25 protein-coding genes and 1 pseudogene are annotated in these 26,834 nt (G+C 51.8%); 13 read left to right on the top strand and 13 right to left on the bottom strand.

Annotation, left to right across the window (positions count from 1 at the left end; genetic code table 11):
* Window positions 1-435: 435 nt before the first annotated feature.
* Together PVOR_RS03915 and PVOR_RS03910 are read left to right on the top strand one after the other, a co-directional pair.
* A complete protein-coding gene (locus PVOR_RS03915; RefSeq protein ID WP_036644147.1) occupies window positions 436-1,449 on the top strand; it encodes an ABC transporter ATP-binding protein in 1,014 nt (337 codons plus the stop codon).
* Window positions 1,446-2,480 (top strand): ABC transporter ATP-binding protein, encoded by a 1,035-nt coding sequence (locus PVOR_RS03910; protein ID WP_006207782.1) that lies wholly within the window; start codon window positions 1,446-1,448, stop codon window positions 2,478-2,480. The genes PVOR_RS03915 and PVOR_RS03910 overlap by 4 nt, the downstream gene beginning before the upstream one ends.
* Window positions 2,481-2,605: 125 nt before the next feature.
* Here PVOR_RS03910 and PVOR_RS03905 read toward each other — a convergent pair whose 3' ends face one another.
* From PVOR_RS03905 to PVOR_RS03875, 8 genes are all read right to left on the bottom strand, one after another.
* Window positions 2,606-3,529 carry a metallophosphoesterase gene (locus PVOR_RS03905; RefSeq protein ID WP_234972769.1) on the bottom strand — a complete coding sequence of 308 codons (924 nt, stop codon included), beginning with the start codon at window positions 3,527-3,529 and terminating at the stop codon, window positions 2,606-2,608.
* Window positions 3,530-3,763: 234 nt separating this feature from the next.
* Entirely contained in the window at window positions 3,764-4,771 is a 1,008-nt protein-coding gene (locus PVOR_RS03900) for a sensor histidine kinase (RefSeq protein ID WP_083811661.1), read from the bottom strand.
* Window positions 4,722-5,186, bottom strand: coding sequence for a hypothetical protein (locus PVOR_RS29050; protein WP_052649248.1), 465 nt, complete (start codon window positions 5,184-5,186; stop codon window positions 4,722-4,724). The genes PVOR_RS03900 and PVOR_RS29050 overlap by 50 nt, the downstream gene beginning before the upstream one ends.
* The gene (locus PVOR_RS03895; protein WP_006207780.1) at window positions 5,183-5,827 is read right to left on the bottom strand and encodes a response regulator transcription factor; all 645 of its coding nucleotides are present in this window, start codon (window positions 5,825-5,827) and stop codon (window positions 5,183-5,185) included. Before PVOR_RS03895 ends, PVOR_RS29050 begins: the two co-directional genes overlap by 4 nt.
* 70 nt (window positions 5,828-5,897) lie before the next feature.
* Window positions 5,898-7,217 (bottom strand): FtsW/RodA/SpoVE family cell cycle protein, encoded by a 1,320-nt coding sequence (locus PVOR_RS03890; RefSeq protein WP_040680168.1) that lies wholly within the window; start codon window positions 7,215-7,217, stop codon window positions 5,898-5,900.
* A gap of 253 nt (window positions 7,218-7,470) precedes the next feature.
* Complete coding sequence (locus PVOR_RS03885) at window positions 7,471-8,793, bottom strand: FtsW/RodA/SpoVE family cell cycle protein (RefSeq protein WP_006207778.1); 1,323 nt, start codon at window positions 8,791-8,793, stop codon at window positions 7,471-7,473.
* 1 nt (window position 8,794) lies between these two features.
* Window positions 8,795-9,124 (bottom strand): PadR family transcriptional regulator, encoded by a 330-nt coding sequence (locus tag PVOR_RS03880; protein WP_006207777.1) that lies wholly within the window; start codon window positions 9,122-9,124, stop codon window positions 8,795-8,797.
* 456 nt (window positions 9,125-9,580) lie between these two features.
* Entirely contained in the window at window positions 9,581-10,117 is a 537-nt protein-coding gene (locus tag PVOR_RS03875) for an NAD(P)H-dependent oxidoreductase (RefSeq protein ID WP_006207776.1), read from the bottom strand.
* Between the two features lie 168 nt (window positions 10,118-10,285).
* On the opposite strand from PVOR_RS03875, the gene PVOR_RS03870 reads away from it, so the two are divergent.
* From PVOR_RS03870 to PVOR_RS03835, 8 genes are all read left to right on the top strand, one after another.
* Window positions 10,286-10,987, top strand: a complete 702-nt coding sequence (locus PVOR_RS03870) for a dihydroorotate dehydrogenase electron transfer subunit (protein ID WP_006207775.1) — start codon at window positions 10,286-10,288, stop codon at window positions 10,985-10,987.
* A complete protein-coding gene (locus PVOR_RS03865) occupies window positions 10,968-11,900 on the top strand; it encodes a dihydroorotate dehydrogenase (RefSeq protein ID WP_006207774.1) in 933 nt (310 codons plus the stop codon). The genes PVOR_RS03870 and PVOR_RS03865 overlap by 20 nt, the downstream gene beginning before the upstream one ends.
* 158 nt (window positions 11,901-12,058) lie before the next feature.
* Window positions 12,059-12,967 carry an FMN-binding protein gene (locus PVOR_RS03860; protein WP_006207773.1) on the top strand — a complete coding sequence of 303 codons (909 nt, stop codon included), beginning with the start codon at window positions 12,059-12,061 and terminating at the stop codon, window positions 12,965-12,967.
* 53 nt (window positions 12,968-13,020) lie between these two features.
* Window positions 13,021-14,895, top strand: coding sequence for an FAD-dependent oxidoreductase (locus tag PVOR_RS03855; protein ID WP_006207772.1), 1,875 nt, complete (start codon window positions 13,021-13,023; stop codon window positions 14,893-14,895).
* Between the two features lie 252 nt (window positions 14,896-15,147).
* On the top strand, window positions 15,148-15,588 hold the full coding sequence (locus tag PVOR_RS03850; RefSeq protein ID WP_006207770.1) for a hypothetical protein: 441 nt from the start codon (window positions 15,148-15,150) through the stop codon (window positions 15,586-15,588).
* 34 nt (window positions 15,589-15,622) lie between these two features.
* The gene (locus PVOR_RS03845) at window positions 15,623-16,627 is read left to right on the top strand and encodes a polyprenyl synthetase family protein (RefSeq protein WP_006207769.1); all 1,005 of its coding nucleotides are present in this window, start codon (window positions 15,623-15,625) and stop codon (window positions 16,625-16,627) included.
* An 85-nt stretch (window positions 16,628-16,712) separates the two neighbouring features.
* On the top strand, window positions 16,713-17,897 hold the full coding sequence (locus PVOR_RS03840; RefSeq protein ID WP_006207767.1) for a PCYCGC motif-containing (lipo)protein: 1,185 nt from the start codon (window positions 16,713-16,715) through the stop codon (window positions 17,895-17,897).
* A gap of 217 nt (window positions 17,898-18,114) precedes the next feature.
* Window positions 18,115-19,023 (top strand): hypothetical protein, encoded by a 909-nt coding sequence (locus PVOR_RS03835; protein ID WP_234972768.1) that lies wholly within the window; start codon window positions 18,115-18,117, stop codon window positions 19,021-19,023.
* Window positions 19,024-19,073: 50 nt separating this feature from the next.
* Here PVOR_RS03835 and PVOR_RS03830 read toward each other — a convergent pair whose 3' ends face one another.
* The 5 genes from PVOR_RS03830 to PVOR_RS03810 are packed head-to-tail and all read right to left on the bottom strand — an operon-like array spanning window position 19,074 to window position 22,501.
* Entirely contained in the window at window positions 19,074-19,865 is a 792-nt protein-coding gene (locus PVOR_RS03830; RefSeq protein WP_006207765.1) for an energy-coupling factor transporter transmembrane component T family protein, read from the bottom strand.
* Between the two features lie 25 nt (window positions 19,866-19,890).
* Window positions 19,891-20,754, bottom strand: a complete 864-nt coding sequence (locus PVOR_RS03825) for an ATP-binding cassette domain-containing protein (protein WP_006207764.1) — start codon at window positions 20,752-20,754, stop codon at window positions 19,891-19,893.
* A complete protein-coding gene (locus PVOR_RS03820) occupies window positions 20,703-21,575 on the bottom strand; it encodes an ATP-binding cassette domain-containing protein (protein ID WP_006207763.1) in 873 nt (290 codons plus the stop codon). The genes PVOR_RS03825 and PVOR_RS03820 overlap by 52 nt, the downstream gene beginning before the upstream one ends.
* Window positions 21,576-21,591: 16 nt before the next feature.
* Window positions 21,592-22,137 carry a Gx transporter family protein gene (locus PVOR_RS03815; RefSeq protein WP_006207762.1) on the bottom strand — a complete coding sequence of 182 codons (546 nt, stop codon included), beginning with the start codon at window positions 22,135-22,137 and terminating at the stop codon, window positions 21,592-21,594.
* On the bottom strand, window positions 22,121-22,501 hold the full coding sequence (locus PVOR_RS03810) for a NusG domain II-containing protein (protein ID WP_006207761.1): 381 nt from the start codon (window positions 22,499-22,501) through the stop codon (window positions 22,121-22,123). Before PVOR_RS03810 ends, PVOR_RS03815 begins: the two co-directional genes overlap by 17 nt.
* A gap of 137 nt (window positions 22,502-22,638) precedes the next feature.
* Here PVOR_RS03810 and PVOR_RS03805 point away from each other — a divergent pair, with 137 nt between their 5' ends.
* From PVOR_RS03805 to PVOR_RS32950, 3 genes and pseudogenes are all read left to right on the top strand, one after another.
* Window positions 22,639-23,706 carry an FAD:protein FMN transferase gene (locus PVOR_RS03805; protein WP_006207760.1) on the top strand — a complete coding sequence of 356 codons (1,068 nt, stop codon included), beginning with the start codon at window positions 22,639-22,641 and terminating at the stop codon, window positions 23,704-23,706.
* Window positions 23,707-23,728: 22 nt separating this feature from the next.
* Window positions 23,729-24,478 carry a Crp/Fnr family transcriptional regulator gene (locus PVOR_RS03800; RefSeq protein WP_006207759.1) on the top strand — a complete coding sequence of 250 codons (750 nt, stop codon included), beginning with the start codon at window positions 23,729-23,731 and terminating at the stop codon, window positions 24,476-24,478.
* Between the two features lie 1,906 nt (window positions 24,479-26,384).
* Window positions 26,385-26,834, top strand: a pseudogene (locus tag PVOR_RS32950) (BclA C-terminal domain-containing protein); the annotation flags it as partial.

The raw sequence follows: 26,834 nt of genomic DNA, 5'->3' as shown, positions 1-26,834 counted from the left end.
ATCCGAGGAGCGAGCCTGTTCTTGATTTCCTGCGGACACACGATCCGCTATTTGCTCAGAATCGACCTATTCTCGAGCCCTTGCGGACACACGATCCGTTAATCTACTCAAAACCACGGATTAATCCCGGAATATCTTGCAATAGCGGATCTGGTGTCCTCGTACTGCTACTAAATGGCTAAAAACCAACAAATAGCGGAACCACGGTCCGAAAGCTACCCCTAATTGAGACAATCTGAGCTATTTGGGAGCTTTTTGCACACCTATATTAGATACCAAATCCTCATTAGCCTAATGGAGCGCATTTACTGAAATTACTTTGTTTCGGGACTTTGGGGCATATGCTCATGAGTAGCCCAACATCGTGCCGCTCCGAGCCAACAGCAAATACCGTCAGATCAATTGAAAGCGAAGGGAGCTTAGACCATGATGAAGATGGAACAGCACGCATCAAATCTGCTTACGATCAAGAACCTGCAGACCTCTTTTTTCACCGACCTGGGAGAAGTAAAAGCGGTGGATGATATCAGCCTGAGCGTACGTAAGGGGAAGACACTCGGGATCGTTGGCGAATCCGGCTCAGGCAAAAGCATATTGTCCTTGTCCATCCTGCGGCTGATCCTTCATCCGGGACGAATCGTTGGAGGACAAATCCTATATAACGGAGAGAATCTGCTCGATAAATCGGACCGGCAGATGCGCAAATTAAGGGGCAACCAAATCTCGATGATCTTCCAGGAGCCGATGACCTCGCTCAATCCGGTCTTCACCGTTGGCGATCAGATTGCAGAGGCGTATCAGATTCATGAGAATCTGAGCAAAAAACAAGCCATGGACAAAGCCGTCGACATGTTACGGCTGGTGGGCATTCCCTCCCCGGAAAAAAGAGTGCGCCAGTATCCCTTCCAGCTGTCCGGCGGTATGCGCCAACGTGTCATGATTGCCATGGCGCTGGCCTGCAACCCCGATCTGCTGATCGCAGACGAGCCGACCACGGCGCTTGACGTGACCATCCAGGCTCAAATACTGGAGCTGATGAAGGAACTGCAGCAGAAGCTGCAAATGTCGATTATTTTTATCACACATGATCTGGGCATTGTAGCTGAAACCTGTGATGACGTAGCGGTCATGTACTGCGGAAAAGTGGTGGAATATACCGATGTGCGGACCCTGTTCAAGCACCCGAAGCACCCCTACACCGTCGGCCTGATGAACTCGCTGCCGCGGCATGATGTCGATAAAGAAACGCTTGAGCCGATTAAAGGCTCCGTCCCAAGCCCTTATGATCCGCAGGATGGCTGCCGGTTTGCGCCGCGCTGTCCGCACGCCGCCCAGCTGTGCTATGACAAGCTGCCTGACCTCCAGGCACTGGATGACCATCAGCAGGTAAGGTGCTGGATATACACGGATCAATGGCAGACCGAAAGCGAGGTGAACGTTCTCCCATGAGCAAAGAGCTGTTAACCGTCAAGAATCTCAAGCAGTATTTCCCGATCAAGGGCGGCGTCCTTGGCCGCACCGTCAATGTCGTAAAGGCCGTGGATGACATTTCGTTCTCTGTGCATGAGGGGGAAACCGTCAGTATCGTGGGCGAATCCGGCTGCGGCAAATCCACCACGGGCCGGGCCATCCTAAGGCTGGATGAACCGACCTCCGGCGAGGTGCTGTTCGAAGGGACGGATCTGCTCTCCCTGAACAAAACGCAGATGACCCGAAGGCGCAAAGACTTGCAGATGATTTTTCAAGATCCCTACGCGTCGCTGAATCCCAGAAAAACCGCGCTGCAGGTGCTAGAAGAAGCGATGGACATTCAGAATGTCGTGCCGAAGAAGGACCGCCGGTCCCGTTCCATCGAACTTCTGGAGACCGTCGGGCTGGCTTCCTATCAAGCCAATCGTTATCCCCATGAATTCAGCGGCGGGCAGCGACAGCGGATCGGGATCGCCCGTGCCCTGTCCGTGAATCCCAGGCTGATCATCAGCGATGAAGCAGTCTCAGCGCTCGACGTCTCGATCCAGGCACAGGTACTCAATCTGATGAAATCGCTGCAAACCGAGTTCAAGCTCACCTACCTGTTCATCTCCCATGATCTCGGGGTTGTACGCCATATCTCCGACCGGATCATCGTGATGTACCTGGGAAAAATTGTGGAAATCGCGGATAAGCGCGCGCTCTTCCAGCAGCCGCAGCACCCCTACACCCGCGCCCTGCTATCCGCCATCCCGACGCTGGATCCCGAGCGCAAGAAGGAACGAATCATCCTGAAAGGGGATGTTCCATCCCCAATCAATCCGCCTTCCGGCTGCCGGTTTCATACCCGCTGCATGTATGCCAAGGACCTATGCAGATCCGAGGCTCCAGCGCTTCGGGAAGTGCTTCAGCAGAACAGCGGCCATCAAGCAGCCTGCCACTATATCGAGGAGATTGCCGCCGGTACACTGGAAATGGCGCAGCCCTGTTCACCACTTCGGGCCGAATGACGGAAGTGTACAGGATGCGCGTGGTCCAGGGCACACTTGAATGGCTGTCGAGACAACCACACGATAAATACGCCACCAAAAAAGCGAGAGAACCATCATCTCGCTTTTTTTAATGCACGGAGCTATTAACCGGCCCCGGAATGAAGCGTAAATACCGAAATTTCCGGCGGATTGCCCAGCCTGATTTTAAAGCGTGTTGTGCCGATGCCCCGGTTCACATATAACCGTGCTTCCCGCTCTGAGCCGGGTATGTCATACATCCCGCTTATATACTTGTCCGCCAGCGAAGTCCTGATCCATGCTCCCAGCACAGGCACATTCACTTGACCGCCATGGCTGTGACCAGACAGAATCAGGTCAATCGGATACCCAAGCAAGCGATCCGCTACGTCAGGCTCATGCACAAGCAGCATATTGAAGTGATCTTCGCTCAGGTCGGATAGTGTACCTTCAGCGTCCGGCCGACCCAGAAGATAATCGTCCAGGCCCGCAACGGTCATCGTCTCTCCGCTGCCGAGCGTTAAGTTTGCCGTATCGTTGACAAGCACGCGGAACCCTGCCTTTTTCATATATTCCTGGTACACGCGGCTCCCCCCGCCACCGCGGTCGTGATTGCCATAAACGGCGAATTTGCCTAGCGGCGCCTCGATCTCGGACAGAATATCCGGTACTTCCTTGATGCTCGCCGGACTTCGCCATACCGAATCAAATAAGTCGCCCGTAAATACGACCAAATCCGGCTTCTCCCGATTCAATCGCTGAACGAGTTGGCGCAGCTGGCGGTTCGAATAGCTTTCGCCAAGATGAGTATCACTGAACTGGGCGATTTTGATCCCATGAAAAGATTGCGACAGGTTCGGCGATTCCACCGTATGATGGGTCACCGTCAGTCGGCTCGGTTCTATTTGCGTAGCATAATAATAAGTCCCGGCAGTCAGCAGGAGCATTCCGATTACAATCCAAACGATGACACGGAGTGGGCGAGGTGATTTGCCCATTCCCGCTGCAGCAGCTTTTGCCTGCACTCCGTCGTGATCCAGCATTCTCATATCAGCCTCTTCCTCTCTTTATCCCAGAACTCGGTGCCCCACATACAGCAGCAGCACCACTAGCAGGAAAAACAGGCTCAGCAGCAGACTCGGCAGTTTATGAATCATGGGTGTCATCCCTTTCTCTCGGTGATGACTACATCTTAGGTCCCCTCTGTTACATCAATGTGACAGCAGCAAAAAAAGCCAATACAACAGCCTCACGGCTGATGCATTGGCTCTAATCGATCCTCCTCACGAACGAACGATTTCAGGATCGCTATGATGATCCATGAACGGCAGGGAAAAATAGAAGGTCACCTCATCTGCGTCAGGACGGACCCCATAGATGGCATGATGCTTCTCCAGAATCGTCCGTACAATCGACAGGCCTAGGCCTGTGCCGCTGTATAACTTGCTGCGCGAGGATTCCATCACATAAAACGGCTCCCATACGTGATCCCAATCGACTGGAGATCTTGCAGACGGTCCTACTGCGTTGGTGATTTCGAAATGAAAAACACCCACCCTGCGCTCTGCCCTAACCCGGATGGTTTCATCCGCGGTATACTTCATGGCATTTGTCAGCAGATTGTGAAACACCGAGGCCAGCTTGGCCTCGTCGGCCATCACCATGCCGCCCTCTGGCGGCAGCAAATCCTCAAACTGCACGCTTAAACCCTGCTGTTCAAAGGATAAGCGGTACGTATCCAATATCCCGGTTAGCAGCTGACGAATCTCAACAGGAGCATGCGTATACGGCTCGACCTGCAGCTTGGAGAATAACAGGAGACGATCAACCATCTCCGTCATGTCATCGGTTTTGTTTCGTATAATTTCCGTATAGGTTCCGTCGTCAAGTCCATCCTGAATGCCTGTCGCATACGCCTTGATCAAGGCTAACGGTGTCCTTAGCTCATGTGAAATATCGGCAATAAACCTGCGCAGCTCCTCATTCTTCCCCTCAAGTGTCACATGGGCACTCTCCAGCTTGGTACTCATTGAGTTAATCCGCTCGGCCAGCTCCTCCACCTCATCACCGGTGCGAATGTCCGCTTTTGTAAAGGTCAGGTTGGAAATCGCTTCGGCGGTTTCATTCAGCTTCGCCAGCGGCTTGACGATTCGCGTCGTAAACAGCACGGACAGCAGGATCAGCACCACCAGGGCCCCGCTCCAAATATACACATTAAACTGATTAACCATCGAGATGGTGTCAGACGTATACGGAATGGACTCTCCAACGGCAACAACATTCCCTTCCATTGGCAAAAAAATTGACGAGGAAGTTCGATTTTAATTTGGGTTGGTCGTATATTTTGTTAACCCTTCCGCCTTCCCGCAACGTATCGATGTTGTCCGCTGTCAGCCAAAAGCGGCTGAGCGTAATCCGCTTCTCATTCAGCCGCGTCTTGAGGCGGTCATTCAACTGATCTTCGCTCTCCGCCAGATCCGCATAAACGATCGTAACCCGGTAGGTCTGCTCCAGCTCCGCTATTTCCTCCAAGAGCCGCTTCTTTTCCATCGACAGCACATGGGAGCTGACTTCCACGAGCTTCTGCTTCTGTTGGTATAACACGTATTTCGGGAGAAAATACGTATTTAAGGCAAGAGACACAATGAATACGGCGGAGAGCACCAGTGTAATGCGAATGATCAGCTTTTTGCTTAACTTGCTCATAGACTGTCATCCAGACTGTATCCCATCCCGCGGTGGGTTTGAATGCATGACTCGCCGATCTTTTCCCTAAGCCGCCGGATGTGGGTATCCACGGTGCGCTCATCGCCAAAATAATCAAAGCCCCATACGTGATCCAGCAGCATTTTTCTCGACAGAATCCGGCCTTTGTTCGCCAGAAAATATTTCATGAGTTCGAACTCTTTATGCGTAGCCATCACGTCCTGTTCCCCGCGGTAAATCCGCTGCTCCTCCAAATCCACGGTCACGTTCCCGATCACGACCTTGGCGTTCAAATGCAGCAGTTTCTTGGCGCGCAGCAGCAGAATACGGGGATCAAACGGCTTCCGTACATAATCATCCGCACCGGACTGCAAAGCCGCAAACTCATCGTCCGCCTCGCCTTTAGCGGTTAACAGCAGAACTTTCGTATGGCCAAGCTGTTTAATGGTTCTGCATACTTCAATCCCGCTCCGCTTGGGCATCATCCAATCGAGAATGACCAGATCCATCTTATGATGATAAAAGAGGTCGACCGCCTCTTCCCCGTCCTGGGCAAGAAAAACAGTAAACCCCTCTTTTTCGAAATAAGCTTTCAAAATATGAAGCATGTGCTGCTCATCATCTGCTATTAACAGGTTCATATACGTCTCCTTAACCTCATCGTGAGTATATATGCCCATCAGTATAACAAAAGACGATCTTCCGCAGCAATTACGCCGCCTTCACAGAAGGCGCATCCCCCGCTTCGCTTGGAATCATGTTCTTCCGTCTGTAGATGGAGAGAAGCAGGCCGACCACAGCGAGATCCAGGATTTGGTTCATCCCGCTATAGGAGATGAATGGCGGTTCTAATGTAACTTTTGGAAAAATACCCAATCCCATTAATATAGGCCAGAGCAAGCGGAAACCGAATACAACGATCAGTAACGAAGAGATGTGTTTAGCATAAATGTCTTGGTGGACCGCAGAAATATTCCATATCCTCATGAGGAATAGAAGAATCAGCACTCCTGTCGCAATCCCGAACATCCACCCAAAACAATAAATCAGATAAGGAAACACGTTTTCATACAGGACATAAGGGATCTTCGGTGTAACTTCACCAAATCCTTGTCCAAACCAGCCCGCTGTCTGGATCGCCTCAGCGTTATTCCCCATGTACCACAATTCCTTGGCTGACGGATTCATGAACTCTCTCCACCTGAGCAGTAAATGATCCATGCGAGTGAAGAGAAAAATGGATAACCCCGCAAGAGGCATCACAGAAATCAAGGCAAATTGTTTTCGGCTTCTGCTCGTTCTCCAAGTTAATACAAGAAACCCGACCGTATAAATGTACGTGTATATAATCGAGCTGCTTATGCTGTACAGGACCACTGGCAGAACCCCGCGATACAGGGTGTTCAGTACCGCCTCCCACCGTCCCCACTGGCTGGCAGGCTTCATGCCTGCTAAGGCGATCAGAAGCGGCAGCAGCGAGAACGTGACGATATTGACGCCGATGAAACCTATATTGATATAAGGAGTTCTCATATCGTATAACTGCCCATATAACAGCGAAAAGGCTAATAGAAGGACGACGAAGAAAAACACAGGTGCCGAGTACTTTCTCAATTGCCGATAATCCAGAAAATAAAAAACGGTCATACATAGAACACCGATTCCGAGGTAGAGCAACTTTCTCTCTGCAAGGACGATGGAATACCTTTCGTCTCCGTAATACACACTCAACATGCCAACCAGCCCTATAATCAAAAGAAGCCCCAGCATCACCAGCAGCTTCCAATCCATCTGGGGCCGATGGGCCATGTGCAGGCTCTTGCCGATATCCTCCGGGACCCCCATCTGTTTTACCGCATCCTCCACGGCCGATTCTTCCGTATTCCCCTCCCGCATCAAAAACTCGACCCGATCTTCGATATGACTGAGCAGTTCCTCCCGAATCTCTATATGCATTTGTCTTGTGCGAACTTGTTTGCACACACGGTCTAAAAATTTCCGAACAATCTGATACTCCTCCATTTGCCGCATGTGGTTCCTCCTTGACAGAATATAATTCAGCATTAGCTTCCAGAAGTTTAATGACATCACGCCATAATAATCTTGCATATATAGGCAGGTTACATTAGCTAAATGATGAATATTTTTACAATAGTTAATTAAAAAAAAGATAACTCTCCCTAAACTTCGAAAAGAGTTATCTAATCATGATGGGTTAAAACAGTAGAAGTTGTACGATAAACCTGTTCGATATAACATAAGTTTTGCTACATCAGCATTGCAATTACGCCGCCTTCACAGAAGGCGCATCCCCCGCTTCGCTTGGAATCATGTTCTTCCGTCTGTAGATGGAGAGAAGCATACCGACCGCAGCGAGGTCCAGGATGTTGTTTGTGCCGCCATAAGAGATGAATGGAAAATCCAGACTCACAACCGGTACCACGCCAAGTCCCATAATGATCGGCATGAGCAGGCGCAGGCCCAACACGACAATGACACCGGTCACGATATTTTTCCCGTAGGAATCGTGAAGTACATTGGATATGCTCCACATTCTGGCGAGGAACAAAAGAACGACCATCCCGACCACAATGCCAAACATCCAGCCGAAGCAATAGATCAGATAGGGATATATGGAGTCGCTATAAACGTACGGGATCCCCGGATTCGGCGTTGCAAAACCTTGACCAAACCAGCCGGCAGAAGAAACGGCATCGGCGATGGTCCGCATGAAGTAGTCCCCGGCTCCTTCTCGATCTGCAACCCCCTCCAGTCTCCACATGAGATAATTCCTTTTTGTAAACAGGACAACCGCCAATCCAGCAAACGGCAGCAGGGTCAATACTGCAAATTGTTTACTATTCTTTTTGGTAGTCCAAGTCAGTACCAGGAACGCCAGCAAGTAGATGAACATATACACCATGGATCCACTCAGACTGTACAGCACGATAGGCAGCACACCCCGATACAGGATGTGAAATACCCCCTCCCATGGTCCCCATTGGCTAGCAGGCTTCATGCCTGCCGCAGCAAATAGGAGAAGGAAGACGGAAACCGTTCCCAGCATGGGAATCACAATAGGCCCGAAGTGAAGATATAGGTTTGCCCCATTCACATTTGAGCCGAAAAATTCCGTCATCGCCATGAGGCACAGCGTGATGAAAAATAAAAACCCTGAATATTTTTTAAGCTTTCTGTAATCCAGGAAATAGAGGGCGATGAGAAGGATGAATCCTATACTCAGAAACACGGCTTTTCTTGCGAATATATCTGTGACGTGTTCCGTACCGGCATAGTCCACGCTCAGCGCGCCGAACAGTCCAATAATCGAGAGCAGGGCCAGCAGGACCAGCAGCTTCCAATCCATCTGAGGCCGATGGGCCAGATGCAGGCTCTTGCCGATATCCTCCGGGACCCCCATCTGTTTTACCGCATCCTCCACCGCAGGCCCTTCGGCATTCCCCTCCAGCATCAGCAGCTCCGTACGCTCCTCAATATGCCCGAGCAGCTCTTCGCGGATTTCCGGATGCATGGCTCTGGCACGCACCTGCCTGCACACGCGGCCCAGAAAATCTTGCACCACCTTGTATTCTTCGATCGGTCGCATGCTAACCGCCCTCCCCGATCACGGTGTCCACCGCCGTGCGGAACCTGACCCATTCCTTGGTCTTCTCACGGAGCTGGTCCTTCCCAAGCTCGGTAAGCCGGTAATATTTACGCTTTCGGCCATCATGCTGACTCCAAGAGGATTCAAGCCACCCTTCCGCTTCAAGCGTGTGCAGAATCGGATATAACGTGCCTTCCTTCATCAGGAATACCCCGTCCGAGCTTTGCTCGATCTCCTTGATCAGCTCATAACCGTACATTTCCCGCTTGTTCAGCACGGTAAGCAATAAAATGACGGTGCTGCCCTTAAGCAGCTCTTTGTTAATGCTCATTCTCTTATCACTCCAATACCTAGATAATCTATGTATCGTAAATCTATGTATACGAGTATAAAATAAGCTTCCCCATATTGCAACGGTAACTTCTCAAGTAATTAGATGCTCCATGTCCTTGCCGATCACAAATGATTCGTGCCTGCGCATCTGTGCCCTACGCTAAAATAGAATCACAGCAGCTCCAGTAAAGCCTCTCCTTCCGCACGCTGTATGACTCCACAGCGAATAGCCCGGAAGCTTCAGCTGTCCGGCTATTCCAACAGTTTTCAATTATTCAAACAGCTATTCCATCGATTAATTAAACAGCTCTTCATTTCTTCCTATCCAAACGGCCACGGAACCTCAATAGGCCGTAGTTTCGAGTATGGGAAACGACGATTTGGCCTTCTTCGCTCTTCGTAAAACCGTAAAGATCCGCTACGCAGGAATCCGCACGCTTTTTGTGTACCTTCCTTATCGGGACCGCACCACATTTGTTACATGCTGGGCAAAATCCTCCGTATGACGTCGCAGCTCTTCATCCGTCAGCTGCATGGCATTATGGACGGTAAATACCGGCAAGTACGCCGCGCCTACCAGACTGGCCGTCACTTCATACGGCCGTGTCAGCTCCTCCACCGTATAACGGTTGTATCCCCCGCTGCTGTACGCCTCAGCGGCTCCGCCGGTCGTAACGGCCATGCCCCACTCTTTCCCCCGAAGCTTGTCGCCGCCCGGACCATACGCCCATCCGAAAGTCAGCACCTGGTCGAACCAATGCTTCAGAAGGGGCGGTGAGCTGTACCACCAGAAGGGAAATTGAAACACGATTCGGTCATGCCGAAGCAGCAATTGCTGCTCTGCCGCGATATCGATGCATCCATCCGGATACTGTTGATACAGGTCATGCACCGTCACATTTTCCATAGATCTCACCGTCTCGGTTAGTTCCCGATTGATCCGTGATCCCGTTTGCAGACTCGGATGCGCAACGATTACCAGTGTTCTCATGTAGGATCCCCACCCTTTTCTAGGTCTAGTGTTATGTATACAAAAGGTATCAATCCCGACCGACGCCCGAATATGAGAAATGTCACAGGTAGCGTTATCCGTCTGTGATACTGTAGCAAGGAACATTGCGGGCGAAAATAAAGTACGCCAAGGGAGGAGAATGAGAACGTGGCCCTTGTTATTCAAAATGTCAAACTGGCTCATCGCATCCATCGACTAACCGTTCAAGGCAGCTATTCGGCACGAATGGGACAGTTCTTCATGCTTCGATGCTGGGATACGTATCCCGTATTGTCACGCCCGATCAGCGTTCATAACCTGACGGAGGACTCCGTTTCCTTCTTGTATCGCGTGCATGGAACAGGCACATGGCTGCTATCGGCGCTTCAAGCGGGTGACAAGATTCAACTGGAGGGGCCTTTCGGGCAAGGATTTCCTGAGCCCCAAGGCCGGACGGCACTGGTAGGAGGCGGCATTGGCGTTGCCCCACTGCTGCTGGCAGCTAAGGAAATACCTGATGCCAGCGTATATCTGGGATACACCAGCGTCCCTTTCGGAGTCACCGGATTCCACGAGATCAGCCGCAATGTCACCGTCAAATCCGGAGGCACCATTGTTGATGCAGTGGACCCAAGCCGCTATGACAAGATATTCGCATGCGGACCGGTTGCCATGCTGCAAGCTCTGGCCAAAAAAGTGGAGGGCACCCACGCCGAGCTTCACGTCTCCATCGAGAAGCGAATGGGCTGCGGCATCGGGGCATGCAACAGCTGCACGTTAACCTCCGCTGGCGCAAGCCGCAAAGTATGCACCGATGGTCCTGTCTTCCCGGCGAAGGAGGTGAATTGGAATGATCTCCATCGATTGTGAACTGGCAGGCGTGCCGCTGTCGAATCCGATACTGGCGGCATCAGGCACCTTCGGATTTGGCAAACCGTATGCGGATCTGTATCCGCTTCGCAAGCTCGGAGGCATCGTTTCCAAGGGACTGACCTTGAATCCTCGCCCCGGCAATACAGGTACGCGGCTCTATGAAACGCCATCCGGCATCATGAACAGCATTGGCCTTGAGAATCCGGGGATCCGGGCTTTTCTGGATTCGGAATTATCCGAAATGGCCTCGCATGGGACCGCGGTCATCGTCAATCTTGGCGGCGGTACCTTACGTGAATATACGGAGGGCGCCGAGCTGCTTACGGAAGCCAGCCTCAAGCTACAGGCAGCAGGCAAGCGTGCCATCGATATGATCGAGCTTAACATCTCCTGCCCCAACATCAAGGAAGGCGGACTTGCCTTCGGCGTTGAGAACGAACAGGCACAAGAGGTGGTCCGGGCTGTCCGCAGAGCTACTGCGCTGCCTCTGCTCGTCAAGCTCTCTCCCGGAGCACGGGATTTGAAGGAAATGGCACGAATGTGCGAAGCCGAAGGCGCTGACGGGCTTTCCCTTATCAATACGATTCAAGCGATGGCGATTGATATCCGGGAACGGCGAAGCGTATTTGACAGGGCTTATGCCGGATTATCGGGGCCGGCGATTAAACCGATTGCACTTCGCATGGTTCATCAGGTAGCCCGATCCGTATCCATCCCCCTCGTTGGGATCGGCGGAATCAGCTGTGCCGAGGACATCCTCGAATTCATCATGGCAGGTGCGGCAGCCGTGCAGATCGGCACCTTCAACTTCATCAACCTGCGAGCCGGCGATACCCTGGCTGAAGAGCTGATTCAGCTGATGGATCGTGAAGGGATCCCTTCGCTGGATGATATTCGAGGCATCATCTAGTCTAATAGCCCTCATCTGGAGTCATTCAAGTGGTCCCACACCCGGAGCATCATTGCTATTTGTGATTTTTTTCACCGATAACTATTCTTTTTAAGAATAAAATGAACTCAAGAACAACAATTGTGAAGTAATTCACAAAATTATAGGAGGAAACCAGAATGAAAAGGACACTCTCTCTATCCCTCTCCATTATGTTAATGTTTGCGCTGCTCGTTGGCTGCGGGGGCAACGGAGACCAAGAGCCTGCCACCACGGACAAACCGGCAGAGAGCCAAAACACGGATAATGGCGGAACTACGGAGCAACCGGCACAAGAAGGAACAGCCCTGCAAGACGGCTTGTATTACGCTGAAGGCGAGTTTGCCGAAGATTCCGGCTGGAAGGAGCTCGTAGCCATTCAAGTCGAAGACGGAAAAATCGTCAGCGCCAACTGGAACGGACTTCACAAGGACGGCGGCTTGGACAAAAAGACTTTTTCCGAGAAGGGTTTCTATGGCATGAAGGAAAAAGGCGGCGCTCAAGCGGAATGGCATGAGCAGGCAGCCAAAATGGAGGAATACCTCGTGGCTCAGCAGTCTGTCGATGGCTTGACCTTGAACGATGAAGGCCGCACGGATGCCGTTTCCGGGGTATCCATCCACGTCAACGGATTTACCGAACTGGCAGCAAAAGCCCTCGCGGCAGGACCTGTCGAAGCAGGACCATACAAAGACGGCAGCTACCATGCGGAAGCGGCTGACTTCGATGCCAACTCCGGCTGGAAGGAAACCGTTGACGTAACTGTCATCAATGGCAAGATCGCAGCCGTTAGCTGGAATGGTATTCACAAAGACGGCGGTACCGACAAAGTGACCCGTTCCAAATCCGGGGAGTACGGCATGAAGAAAGGCGGCGCTCAGTCTGAATGGCATGAGCAGGCTTATCAAGCCGAGCAGTACTTGATCGAAAAACAAGATCCGCAAGCAATCGTTACGGCCGAAGACGGCAAAACCGATGCCATTTCCGGTGTATCCATCCACGTCAACGGATTCGTAGAACTGGCAGCCAAAGCACTCGAAGGCGCTTAATAAGCAGCAAGAGCGATAGAAACAAGACAACTATTCCTTGAGGGGAGATTCGCATGAAACAGATTATCGTGCTGGGCGGCGGATATGGCGGCATACTCACGGCTAAGAAGCTGGCTAAACGACTGCGTAAACAGAAGGATTTGCGGATAACACTCATCGACCGCAAGCCGTATCATACACTGCTGACCGAACTGCATGAAGTAGCCGCTAACCGGGTAGAGGAAGATTCCATTAAGGTGGATCTCCAAAAAGTGTTTGCCGGATTCCGTAACGTGGATGTCGTGCTTGATGAGATCGGCGATATCGATTTTGACAACCAGAGACTCCGCGGTGAGAAACAAACCTATAACTACGACTATCTCGTCATCGGAACAGGCAGCAAGCCGACCTTCTTCGGCATACCGGGCGCGGATCAACACGCCTTTACCCTGTGGTCCTATGATGATGCGGTTCGCTTGAAGGAACACACCCTGAACATGTTCCGCAAAGCGGTACTTGAGCGCGACCCGCAGGTTCGCAAAGAAATGCTGACCTTCGTTGTGGTCGGCGGCGGGTTTACCGGCGTTGAGATGATCGGTGAGCTGGCTGAGTTTACTAAAGAACTCTGCAAGGAGTTCCATGTCGAGCCAAGCGAGGTAACTCTTCATGTTGCCGATATGGTCGACAAGATCCTCCCGATCCTGCCCGAGCCGCTAATACGCAAAGCCGAAAAACGGCTGCGCAAAATGGACGTCAACATCATTACAGGCTCCAAGATTACAGAGGTTAAGGCGGACGGCGTTACCGTCGGCGGCAGCGACATTAAATCCCGTACGGTGATCTGGACCGCAGGAGTCGAAGGCTCGGACGTGGTTGGCAGCATGGATGTTGAGCAAAAAGGCCGCAAGCGGATTTTGACCAACGACAAGCTGCAAATCCCTGCCCATCCTAACGTGTACGTTGTAGGCGACAATATATTCTACATTCCTGAGGGTGCAGCTGCACCTGTCCCGCAGATGGTAGAAAACGCGGAGCTGGCAGCCCCGGTCATCGCATTTAACATCGTGGCCGAGCTGTTGAACAAACCGATGAAGTCCTACAAACCGACGTTCCACGGCACGATGGTCTGTATCGGCAGCCGTTACGGGGTAGCCAATGTGGGGGTTCCAGGCCACATGTTCAAGCTCAGCGGCTTCCTGGCTATGGCAGTCAAACATCTGATCAACATGGTGTATTTGTTCCAGGTGTGCGGCTTCAACAAGGTATACCATTACCTGCTGCATGAGTTCTTCCATGTCCGGAACAACCGCAGCTTCCTGGGGGGACATTTTGCGAAACGTTCGCCGAATTTCTGGCTCGTTCCGCTGCGGATTTTTGCCGGATGGATGTGGCTCTCCCAAGGCTGGGATAAGATTCACAAAATTATCGACGATCCGGATAAAGTGTTTCTGATTCCGGCCAAAGCAGCCGACGGCGTAAGCGCAGCCTCTGCTGCAGGCGCTGACGCCGCCGGAGCCGGAGCGGCAGATGCGGTGTCCGCCGCCTCCGCTTACACGGCTGAAGCGGTCTCGGCACTGCCGGTGCCGGATTTCATAAAATCGATGGTGGACTGGTCGATGGACCTCATGTTCTATACCGGCGACGGCGGTTATACTTCGCTTGCTTATGTGTTTCAGACCTCGATGGTACTGGCTGAGCTGATCGTTGGCATCCTGCTGATTGTCGGTTTGTTCACGGCTCCTGCAGCCATAGCCAGTGTTGCTATGGGCGCCATGGTCTGGGTATCGGGCATGGCACCTAACGAAATGCTGTGGTACCTCGCAGCAGGGATCGCCTTGATCGGCGGATCGGGCAGCACGCTGGGTCTGGACTATTACGTGTACCCTTGGCTCAAAAAGGTATGGAAACGAATACCGCTGGTAAGGCGATGGTACGTGTACACGGACTAATCCCTTTCACTGTTATGAGAATAACCGTCACCATGCACGGCTGATTCATCTCATAAGCCGCTTCTGCGTCGATATTTGGAACCCCATGATCAGACCTCAGAGCCGCGCATGTGTCCAGAGCGTAAGTTGCGTTCCCTTGTCGTTGCGATGCCGCCGCGGATTCTGCCCTGGTCCCCGGCGGTTACGGACGATTAACATGAACGTCCTGCGCTCTCTAATCAACACGAGCCTTCCGGAAGGAGTCAATCAACGATGGATATGAAGCTTTTACAAGATACAATCGACATGCTTCGGTCGCATATCGATTCCGGAACGGATATCGATTGGACAGATATGGATAACAGGCCGGTGAGGGACATTGCCGATATGCTTGACGCTTATGAACTGGCCCATTCCCGCAAAATGACGGTACTGGCATGCTGCATCCTGATTCAATCCGCGCTCAGCAAGCACGGCAAGCTGCAAACACAGGATAACGAGAGATTGACGAGGATGCTGCTCGACGGCGATTATTTGACCGGACTCATGTACCGGATTGCCGTCAAACGGAAGGAGTGGAAGCTGCTGTCCCGGCTCCTGCCTTTTCACAAACGCATGCAGCTGACCCTGCTGAAGAAGAATGCATCACCTGAAGTCCTGCTGAGCGAGCTGAAACGTGAAATCCGCAGCTACCTGGAACAACGGAGCGCATAAGGAGCCCTTAAGGGAAAAAGGAGCGATTATTCAGATGAATATTCATAAACAAATAGGAGTGGATCTCGCTTCCTTCGACCGCCTGCTCCGGGAGGTGGTCATTTCAGACCGTGACCTCTCCCCTCCATCCGTTGTGCTGGAGAGCGTCGTGAATCTCATCAACTCCGGTGGCAAGCGGCTGCGGCCGCTGATGGTCATGCTCGGCAGCCGTTTCGGGGTAAGCGGGCATGAGTCCGCCGTCATGAAAACCGCCGTGCTGCTTGAATATCTACACATGGCTTCACTGGTGCATGATGACATCATCGATCAATCCGATATGCGGCGCGGCATGCCAACCCTGCATGAAACAACGGATGTTCAGACGGCCGTGCACATTGGCAACTACATGATCGCCCGTGCGATCGAGTGGGCTGCTGGCCATCCGGGCGAGGAATCAGACGGGGCCAGCGAAGCTGTCTCCGAGGAGGATGCTTACCGTTTGGCAGAGCTTGCCGCTCTCGTGACGGAGCTCTGTATGGGGGAGTACGACCAGCTGCATCACCGCTTTAACTATGATCTGACGATGGAGCAGTACTTGGAGAAGACACGCTGCAAAACCGCCCTGCTCATGGCTCACTGCCTGAAAGCGGGCGCTGAGGCGGCCAAAGCAGATGCCAGAACCGCTGAATTGCTCTTTCAATTCGGCGAAGCGCTGGGGATGGCGTTTCAGATCCGGGATGACCTGCTCGATTTCACGCAGTCCAAGGAGACCATCGGCAAACCCGCAGGCGCCGATCTGCGTAACGGCAACATTACGCTGCCCGTGATCTATGCCCTGAACGAACCTGCCCTTGCAGCGAAGATCAGGCAGCTCGGCCCAGGCTCAGCGGATGCTGACATGGATGAAGTGATACTCCGCATCGCGGGAAGCAGCGCAACCGAGCAGAGCGAAGAACTTGCACGCTCCTACGCGGAGCAAGCTCAGCTCATGATCGGTGAATTGGCCGATCATCCGGCCCGGTGTGATTTACAGGCTTTGCTCCATTATTTTCTGCCCTAAAGACATGAACTCATATATTCCAACTTGAACAGGGATCGTCCAATACGGGCGCATCCCTGTTCGGTATGAAAGGATGTTCAAGCACATGAATCACAAACAAATATGGAGGTGGAGAGCAGCGCTGATCACCTTCCTGATCCTGCTTGTCGCCGGAGGTTTCATGCTGTTCAAGTCCTCTCCCCTTGCCGATGGGGCTGCAGGCGACACACAGGTGAAATCCATTGCTGTTTTTGCTCTTAAGGGCTGCGGCAGCTGTTCCATAGCACTGGATGCCATGGAACAGCTGGAAGCAGAAACCCCTGCCTACCGCTTCCAGTACTTCAGCATTTCGGAGGATACGGAAGCCGTTAACCGGTACGGGATCATCCAGCATCCCACCATCCTGTTTCTGAACGCTCAGGACGAGGAAGTCGGCAGATTGACGGCAGATATTTCGAGCGAACGGATTATGCGCGAGCTGGAGACCCTCGCCGAAGACCCGGAGCGCGTGAGCCCGGCTCAAAGCACGATTATATCCGCCGTTCCCAGCACCATGCCCAGCGTAACTCTCCATGCCTATGACCCGCACAGCGGTTTATTCACGCCCGTGTCCCAGTATGTTCAGGCGGATACCGCTGTCCGTTATGCCAAGGTCAGTGCCATGACGATGCTGACCCAGCTTGGGGATCTGCTTCCACCTGAACTTGAGAGCGCCATTCCAGCAGGCGTAACCTTCGTGGAGATCCGAACCGAGAATGGGACAACCGTGGTTGAATTATCCACCTCCTTCCGTGATTTTGCCGCCTCGGAGGAAGGACAACGGGCAGAGCAGGCTATCGCTTTGACACTGCATACGTTCGAAGGTGTACATGGCGTTCAAGTGGTAAGCGGTTCGTATCGGGGGAGCGTGCTGCAGGCGGAGGATCTGGTCGGCCGATCGGACGGAAAAAGCGACTATCTGCTGAACCCGGCTTCGCCCCTTCCCCATATAACCAGTGTAAAGGAATACAATACGGCGATTCTTCACGCCAGCCACTTAGCCTTTATGCCCTGCTTCTGCGGGTGCGGTGATGCCGGCCACAGCAGCAATCTCAATTGCTATTATGCCAGGGGAGACGATGGCCGGCTCACGCCAACCACCCACGCAAAATTCTGCCAAACCTGCCTCGACATCACGAATATGTATCTGGACGGCAGGCAGCAGGGCCTTGACCTGAAGGACATCCGGCAGTCCGTTGATCAGGCCTATCAGGGGATCGAACCGACGGACACCCCTTTGCCGTTAGATTAATAGGGAGCACAGGGCTGCAAGATGATCTCACCAAAATAATCGTTCAGTCTTCCAATTCATACGTATTATTACCATTTTATAACTTTACGCCTAATATGAATCTAGTCTATGATTTGACTGGGTAAATCATCCATGGATCGTATACATCGGGCAGTGAAAATCGACGGATTCAGAAGAGGGGACTTATTGAAGAGTGCGCAAAAAATACCTGAGTTTTATGACAGTAGCCTTACTATTTCTCTTGTTTGCCCATGAAGAGATCAGGGCTTCAAGCCAGAAAATGAATTTGACTATTTCTAACGGAGTAACCTATTACGGGGAATTGAAGAATAACAAGCCCCACGGGAAAGGCACCATGAGATGGGGACCCTACAAAGTGTACAGCGGGGATTGGTACAATGGTCAAAGATCCGGCTTTGGCAAGTACATATCGGATAGAGTCTCTGATCATACGATCATCGTCTATGAAGGTGAATGGAAAAACGATCGTCCGAATGGAAGCGGGATTCGCAAAGAAAGCAACCCCGAACTAGAATTCTATAGCATCTCAAAGGGTCTGTTTCAAGATGATGTCTTTACATCAGGTCATTCCATTGTGCAATCGATCGGCGAGATTTGGTTTGAATATCAAAATGGGAACACCTACTTGGAATTTTCCGTAATGGATAACGAGGATGCTGCTGTAATGCATTCCGAACTGACAGACGGTACCATTGAAATTCTGAAATATTACAAAAGAATAAAGTCAACGCCTGATTTCAGAGGATTCGAATATGCAAGGAGCGTAGAGGATTTCGGCAGTTCCTCCAGCGAAGGCATATACAGGCCCGGTGATTATGATCTGATGGAAATCTATACGGGGGTCCATCAATATTACGCTGGCGGGAAGTACTATAGAGCAGAGAATTATAAGAGCGGGAAACTGCTTTCAGCCAAAGACATACTGGAGAAGGGACAGTTCGATGGGAGCCTCCAAAAGAAAATCAAAGATCATAAACATGTCTTGCTACCCTATCTGAGCGAATTCTCAACACTATTGAAGGAGATTGAAAATGTCCCGGAGTCAACAGGCTGTCGCAATACCTCCACAAGCATATGCGGTTCCTTTCCGATTAAATTCGAGTAACCAACCGCAGTCCCTTAGGGACTGCGGTTATCTCCATGTTCATGACATACCTACAGCAGTTCAGCAGCGGCCACAGGCAGCAGGAACGCCCCAACAAACAGCGTGTCTGCCCGTTTCCATACGAAGGCCCTGAATCGGCTTCTCGGCGCCCCCAGATGGTATCCTCGCGCTTCCATGGAATCGGCTAGCCCGATAGCGCGGCGGAATGCGCCTGTCGTTACAGGCACCAGCAGGGCAATGATCAGCCGCGCCTTCTCTCTCAGCGGCCGGGACGACAGGTCGAGTCCCCGGGATTGCTGCGCCTTCCACAGACGTTCCGCCTCCTCGAAGATAGTCGGAATGAACCGAAGCGCAATGCCAAGCATCAGTACCAGGCGATCAGTCGGCAGACCGATATAGGTCAGCGGCTTCAGCAAGCTGCCGAGCCCCTGGGCCAGCTGCTCCGGTTGTGTCGTAAAGGTCAGCACCGCAGCCAGCATGATGAAGAGCGCCATCCGCGATGCGGATACGATGCCTTTTTCCAGTCCGCCCGCATACACCTTGAACGCACCCGCATCCAGCAGCTTGCTGCCCCCTGCATCATACAAGAGATGAAATACCAGAATGAACAACATCAGGAACATAAGCGGCTTCATGGCTCGTATGAAGTAGCGGTACGGAATTCCGGTACCTCGGATCACCGCGAGAGTAAACAGCAGCAGCGCGAGTGCACCCATGTACCCGTCCACCATAAACACGGCCACCATAAACAGCGGCATGGCCGCCATCTTGGCACGGGGATCCAGCCGATGGACCCAGGAATCGCCTTCCATGTATCGCCCCAGAATGATTTTTCGTTTCATGACTGCCCCTCCCTTCGCTTATGCCCTATGATTGTGATTCGAGAAGCCCCGCATACCAGGCCGCCAGGGCTGCTGCATCCGGCAGCATCTCCGGTGTCTCTATTCCCAGCTGCGCTGCAAGAGTACCTGCTATCCGTACCGAAGACGGAGCCATCAGACCCGCCTCCTCCAGTACCTCCTGCTTGTGCACCAGTTCCCGGGCCGTGCCTTGAAAAATAACCCGTCCGCCCTTGATTACCACGAAATCATCCGCATAGGATACAAGCTCCTCCAACCTGTGAGTAACAACGATCACCGTCTTCCCCTCCGCCTTGGTCAACCCATGCAGCCGCTGCATCAGATCCTCGCGGCTCGCAGGATCAAGGGATGCCGTAGGCTCATCCAGGGCCAGGATATCAGGATCAGCCGCCAATACAGCCGCCACGGCCGCCTTCCGCATCTGCCCGGAGCTTAACTTGAAGGGACTCTGTGCCAGCAGTGCCTCATCCAGCCCGACGAAGAAGGCTGCCCGGCGGACCGCTTCGGCGGCTTCCGCTTCACTCCATCCGAAATTAAGCGGCCCGAACAGCAAATCCTTCTCCACCGTATCCTCAAACAGCTGCTGCTCCGGATATTGAAACACCAGCCCCACTCTTTGCCGAAGCTTGGGAGGGATCTTCCTGCTGTCGCCTGATTCAAGGTTGAAATCCAGAATGCGAACCAGCCCCTCATCTGCCCGCATCAATCCGTTCATATGCTGAAGCATCGTGGATTTTCCCGAACCCGGTGCGCCGAGGACAGCAATCATTCGTCCTTCTTCCAGCTCCAGATTCAGCCCGTCCAGTCCAAGAATCGGGGTCATCCCCCGGTCCCGGTAGTGGTAAGATACCTCTTCGAATGATATAACCATAACGCCTCCTGCACCTCCTTCTCCCTGACAAGCTCACCGATATCGATCCCACGCTCTTTCAGCTCCCTGCACAGCTGAAGAGCAAACGGAGCCTTCAGCCTGCACCGCTGGAGCAGGTCCTCTCGCAGAAGCAGCTCCCTCGGACTGCCGTCTGCTGTCACCATTCCGCCATCCAATACGATCAACCGGTCGGCTTCAGCCATCTCCTCCACATCATGGGTGATGGAGATCAGGGTATACCGGCCATCTGCATGCATCGCTCTCATGGAATCCAGCAACTCGTTCTTGGACTTCTCATCCAGCATGGAAGCCGCCTCGTCCAGGACCAGTATGGAAGGCTCCATGGCCAGTACAGCAGCAATGGCGGACCGCTGCTTCTGTCCGCCGGACAGGGTTGCCGGATGGCGTTTTAACAGATGGACGATATCCAGCCGTTCCGCATAGGTCTGAATTCGATGCTGCATCTCTTCCCGGCTCAGACACAGATTTTCCAGGCCGAACGCGATATCGTCTTCCACGGTCAGGCCGACAAATTGATCGTCGGGATTGGCGAATACCATGCCGATATGGCGCCGAATGTCGCCCAGCGTACGGCCGCTTTGCTCCAGACCATCGATGAGAATGCGCCCGCGGCTCATGAGAAGCAGGCCGTTTAACAGCCGGATGAGCGTGGACTTCCCGGCCCCGTTCCTTCCGGCGATACAAACCCACTGCCCATGTGGAATAGCCAGCGAGACGTCCTTGAGCACATTCGTGCAGCCTTGTCCGTAGTACACATGCTCCAACAGGACGGCATGCTTTGATTTATCGATTGTGCCCATGCCCTTCGCCCCCTCCTTAGCTTTCCGCATGAAACATGCCAAACGGATCAATCCGTCTCAGGGATTCAATCAGATGTTTAGCAGCCCATCCGACAAAAATCCCCGTTACCACCCCTGCCCCGAGCAGGAACGGCAGGTAAAAGTATATTTTCGTTGTACCCAGTACGAGCGAGGCTGCCGTCAATTGGCCGATATTATGAGCTACGCCTCCCGCGATGCTCACGCCGGTCAGACTGAAATTGCTTCCGCCGAGCCGGAGCATGACATACATCACCAGGAAACTGCCCAGAGCCCCAAACATGCTGAACATAAAAGTCGAGAAACTTCCGAGTATAAAGGCGGTCAACAAGGTTTTTAGAACAATGAGCCACAGGGCATCCTTCCCCCCCAGACAGACCAGACAAGTCAGTACGAGAATATTGCCAAGTCCCAGCTTGGCACCGGGTATCGTAACCGCGAACGGAATCAATGCTTCCACGATGCCAAGCACCACCGATAATGAAGCACAAATGGCGATCACGATCAGTTTGCGCAGCGCATAGGGATCAGGAGACAACGGCATCGGGCTCACTTCCTTCAACTTGATCTCCGGTTACTTCTACAAACACGCGATTGGGCAAGCAGACAATGGTGTCATGGACATCATGGACGTGACCGAAGCCAACGCAGAGCTGGTCCGGACAATCCGACTCAACCATCTCGATTCCCTCGCGCGATATTCTCAGTAGGTTATGCCCCCGCTCTGTGCGGATTTCTATATCCTGCGGTTCCTCCGTAAGTGCCACCGTATCATAATGCTTGCCGTTCACCTCGATCATGGCATAGGTTCCTTTCGCCGTTCCGTCCTCTCCCATAAACCTGGACAATCCAAACCAGGCGACAACGGCTATCAGTACGAGCGCTATTCCAATATCTCCGCGTTTCATCAGCATCTCTCCACTCCGCTTTGCTTATCTTCATTATCAGGCCAACACCAAGTGCCAGAAATGATTTTTCTCACATTCAGCACGATAAGGGTCTGATACGCTGGAATCATCAGAATCGAAGAGGAGGAGGCCCTGCCATGTACCGCACGTTTTTTTCCTTCGGCAGTAAACTGGTCATGTCCGCCATCCTGTTAATAGGTTTAATAGGATGTGCGTCCACAACGGATCGGAAGGAAGCAGCCGTAAGCACTGCACCGGCAACCGAACGTTATTTTATATTCGACACGATTGTAAGCCTGCGTGTTTATGACGAACGGATGACATCCCAGCATTTCGATGAGGTGCGCGGACTGCTGGAGCAAATCGACCAACGAATGAACCGGCTGCTTGCAGGCAGCGAGATTGATCAGGTCAATCAGGAAGCGGGGGCTTCTGCTGTTAGCGTCTCAGAGGAAACCTTCAAGGTTGTTCAGACAGCCGTTGATTACGCAGCAGCTTCTGGCGGACATTTCGACCCGACCATCGGACCGATCGTCGATCTATGGGGGATAGACAGCGAGCATGCGGACGTGCCAGAGGATCGTAAATTGACTGCGGCAATGCAGAAAATTGACTACAAGAATGTGACCTTGGACCCGTCCTCACACGCCATCATGCTGAAGAAAAAAGGCATGTCGCTTGATCTCGGCGCAATCGCCAAGGGCTATGCCGCCGATGTGATCGCGGATTATTTGCAGCAGCAGGATTTCAAATCCGCCATTATCGATCTAGGGGGCAATGTCCTCGCGATGGGTGCAAAACCGAACGGTTCCCCCTGGAATATCGGTATTCAGGACCCCGGGGAACAACGCGGACAGCACCTGGGCACCCTTGAGGTCGTGAATAAAACCATTGTCACCTCCGGTGTATATGAACGGTTCTTCGAATCTGAGGGAAACGTGTATCACCATATTCTGAGCCCCTTCACCGGCTATCCGGTTGATAATGACCTGCTCAGTGTAACGATTGTGACCGAGACGTCCATGGACGCGGACGCCATGTCAACTTCCGTCTTCTCGCTCGGTCTTGCGGAAGGACGGCGGTTCATTGAGAGCCGGGACGATGCTGAGGCTATTTTTGTCACCAAGGACCATCAAATCTATCTCACCTCAGGCCTTACCGAAACATTCAATCGGACCAACGACGATTATCAGCTTGCCGAATAAGCTTACGGAAGGAGAAGATCGTATGAAACAGAATAGGGGCACCAGGTCCGATTCAAGGGATGGAGGGTTGTTTCCCGCGGGCACTTCCCTCGTCTACTCACCGCCGCATCTCGCTTTAATCCGAGAGATTGCGGAGCCTGTCCGATTGTTGGCCGGCGATTATTTATATCAGGAGAACGATCCTGCTGACCAGCTGTATTTTGTTCATCGGGGAAGCTTGAAAGTGTCCAAGCTGCTTGAAGGAGGACTGTCAGCGACATTGTCCCTTCATATCCCCGGCGATCTGTTCGGTGAACCCGACCCGTTCGGGCGAGCCGTCCATCAATTCGAAGCCAAGGCGCTGGAGGATAGCGAGGTTGGGGTAGTACCGCAGACGGAGCTGGATAAAATCATCCGCACCAACGGCGACTTTGCCCTGGAATTCATGGGCTGGATGGCGCTTATGCACCGCACGACACAGAGCAAATTGCGTGATCTGCTGCTGCATGGTAAATCCGGCGCATTATGCTCTCTGCTGCTCCGTCTGTACAATATGTACGGCACGAATGGAGCAGGCAAGGACAGCAGAGCCATAATCAGCAAGCGGATAACGAATCTGGAAATGGCGGAGATGATCGGTTCAACCCGTGAAAGCGTCAATCGCATATTGAACGAGCTCAAGGAACTGGGCGTAATTTCAACCGAACGGGGACGCATTGTTCTGAATGATCCCGAGTATTTGCGAAATATTTGCCACTGCGAGGAATGCCCCAAGGAAATATGCCGAATGTAACGAATAGCCTGAATGCCAGATTGGCAGCGATACCACCAACAAACCGGCGCTTCCTCGTGAAGCTGCCGGTTTGTTGTCATTGTCATGATAGCGGAATGAAATTTCCACATGAAAACAACGCTAATTAGTGATGTATTCTGACTCTTCCCTCGCACGCTATGATAGAGTGGGTCCACAACAGCAGCTAGCAGATCAGAACCTGCCCTGTGTATTTCTGATAGCGTTTCCAATTCAATTATGCATAGAAATGAGGTTTTGCCCCATGACGTATCCATTTCAAAATCCGGACCTTCCGCTGGAAGAGAGGGTGAATAGGATCAACCTGAACTGCATAGCAAGAATTCATCAGATGTGCTTATTTCCCGGCTCAATCACCAGATTATTTTGGAAGTATAAGACTTCTAATCATTCGTATGGTTATGAAAGATAAAAGCCGTCATCAATGGCCTGCCTATGAGCGCCAGATACAATCTGGTGGTCTTTTTAGTTTTTGCACTAGGAAGGTTTACATATTTACAAAATACAAAAAACACATTAGATTTCTTCCATCAGTATTTTATTAAAAATAACCCGTTGGAATTGATCATCAGCGGGTTTTCAAAATTCAATTTTTTAACATATAGATCAACCGATTTGACATACCAGGAAGATGACCGTCATTTGCTAAAACAGTCTTACATAAAATAAGACCCACCCACGCATTCACGTGACAGTAGGTCTTATTTCGAGTTTAGAGGAATTTCATCTATTAGTTCCGACCCCGTATTCTTAACGTTTCCTACTGCAGCAGAAACGGGGTAGGAACGCATTTAAGCTGCAGGGAAAGGAGATAACAGTTCTTGCCCTTACCCTTATGCTGCAGAATATTAAAAGCGACATAGATTAGTCCTGGTGTTCGATCCATTTTTAGGATTTGATAAAAATCTGGCCATCGTTGCATCAAAGTCTGGTTTACCGGTAGTTATATCACACGCCACAAATTCTCTGTCCAGAGTCGTTCCTTTACCAGTTGCTCTGGCGGCTGCTTGAGTAATTTGCTGGTATCGGATAACTCACATCATTTTGATGCCGTGTATATAATAACTTGCTCCTCTATATCTAAGATTCCCCTAATACCATCTATTTTCAATTCGGCAATGTGATCCTTTGCAGGTTCATTTAAAATAAGTCCGTGTTAAGAAAGATGAACTGCCTCAATAATACGTGTGGGGAAGTTCTGAATTTGTTGTTCTAGGATGCCAAGCGTCGTATTCGTCACTGGAGAAAATTGCACTCCCTTTTTTATTCAATATGAGGTTGTACAAATATAGAATTTATCAAATGTCGATGAGTCACCTCATACATATTACAAGTAAGATGTTAAAAGCGTGGAGGTGAGAAAAGTCTGAAAAAAATCAAAGCAATCCGGCGCACATGGCCGAATATCAGGCTGATTCAGAAAAAAATCAAACTTAATCGTAGGTTGATTCGGAATTTGAAGCGTGCGTTGTATCAAAACCGAAGGCATGCAGTTTTTAAAAGAAATAGGGATAAAGCAATAAGAAAAAGGAGGTTTTCAAATAAAAGAAAACAATGCAATCTTGTTCGCAATAAAAAATACATTAGAGGACCAATCGGTTTTCCTGGAGCCATCGGAGCAACGGGACCTACAGGTATAAGCGGTCAGCAGGAGGGAATAGGTTCAACTGGGGCACAAGGTACTAGAGGTGCGACAGGTGCGACAGGCATTGGACTCAGCGGGATTGTTCTCTTTGATCCTGCTACAAGTGGACTGTATTCCCAAGGACAAGTGGTCACTTATAACGGAAGCACCTATATTGCAAACGTTTCTTCACCTATAGGGATACCATCAGAATCGCCAGATTATTCCTTGATTGCAGAAGCAGGTGTCGGACTCAATGGAGTAATTCCATTTGATCCTGCATTAAGTAATAGTTATCCAGCGGACCAGGTGATTACCTTTAATGGAAGTACTTATTTGACGAATGTTGCCGATCCCGAAGGTTTACCCGGAATGTCTCCAGATTATATGCTACTCGCAGCAAGAGGAGATACGGGCATAACCGGGGCCACTGGTGCAACCGGGGTCACTGGAGTAACCGGAGCCACAGGCGCAACCGGCGCGACTGGCGTTACCGGAGCCGCGGGCGTTACCGGAGCTACGGGTATAACCGGGCCTACAGGTGCAACGGGAGCTACGGGCACAATTGGGGCCACGGGCGTAACGGGAGCTACGGGCACAACCGGAGCCACAGGTGCTACTGGAGCGACGGGGCGTTACCGGAGCTACGGGCACAACCGGAGCCACGGGCGTTACCGGAGTCACAGGTACAACCGGCGCCACGGGCATAACCGG

Origin of the sequence: Paenibacillus vortex V453 (assembly GCF_000193415.1) — a bacterium.
Classification (GTDB): Bacteria; Bacillota; Bacilli; order Paenibacillales; family Paenibacillaceae; genus Paenibacillus_AQ; species Paenibacillus_AQ glucanolyticus.
Note: the sequence above shows the minus strand (reverse complement) of the source record. Positions and strands in the feature narration are given on the sequence as shown.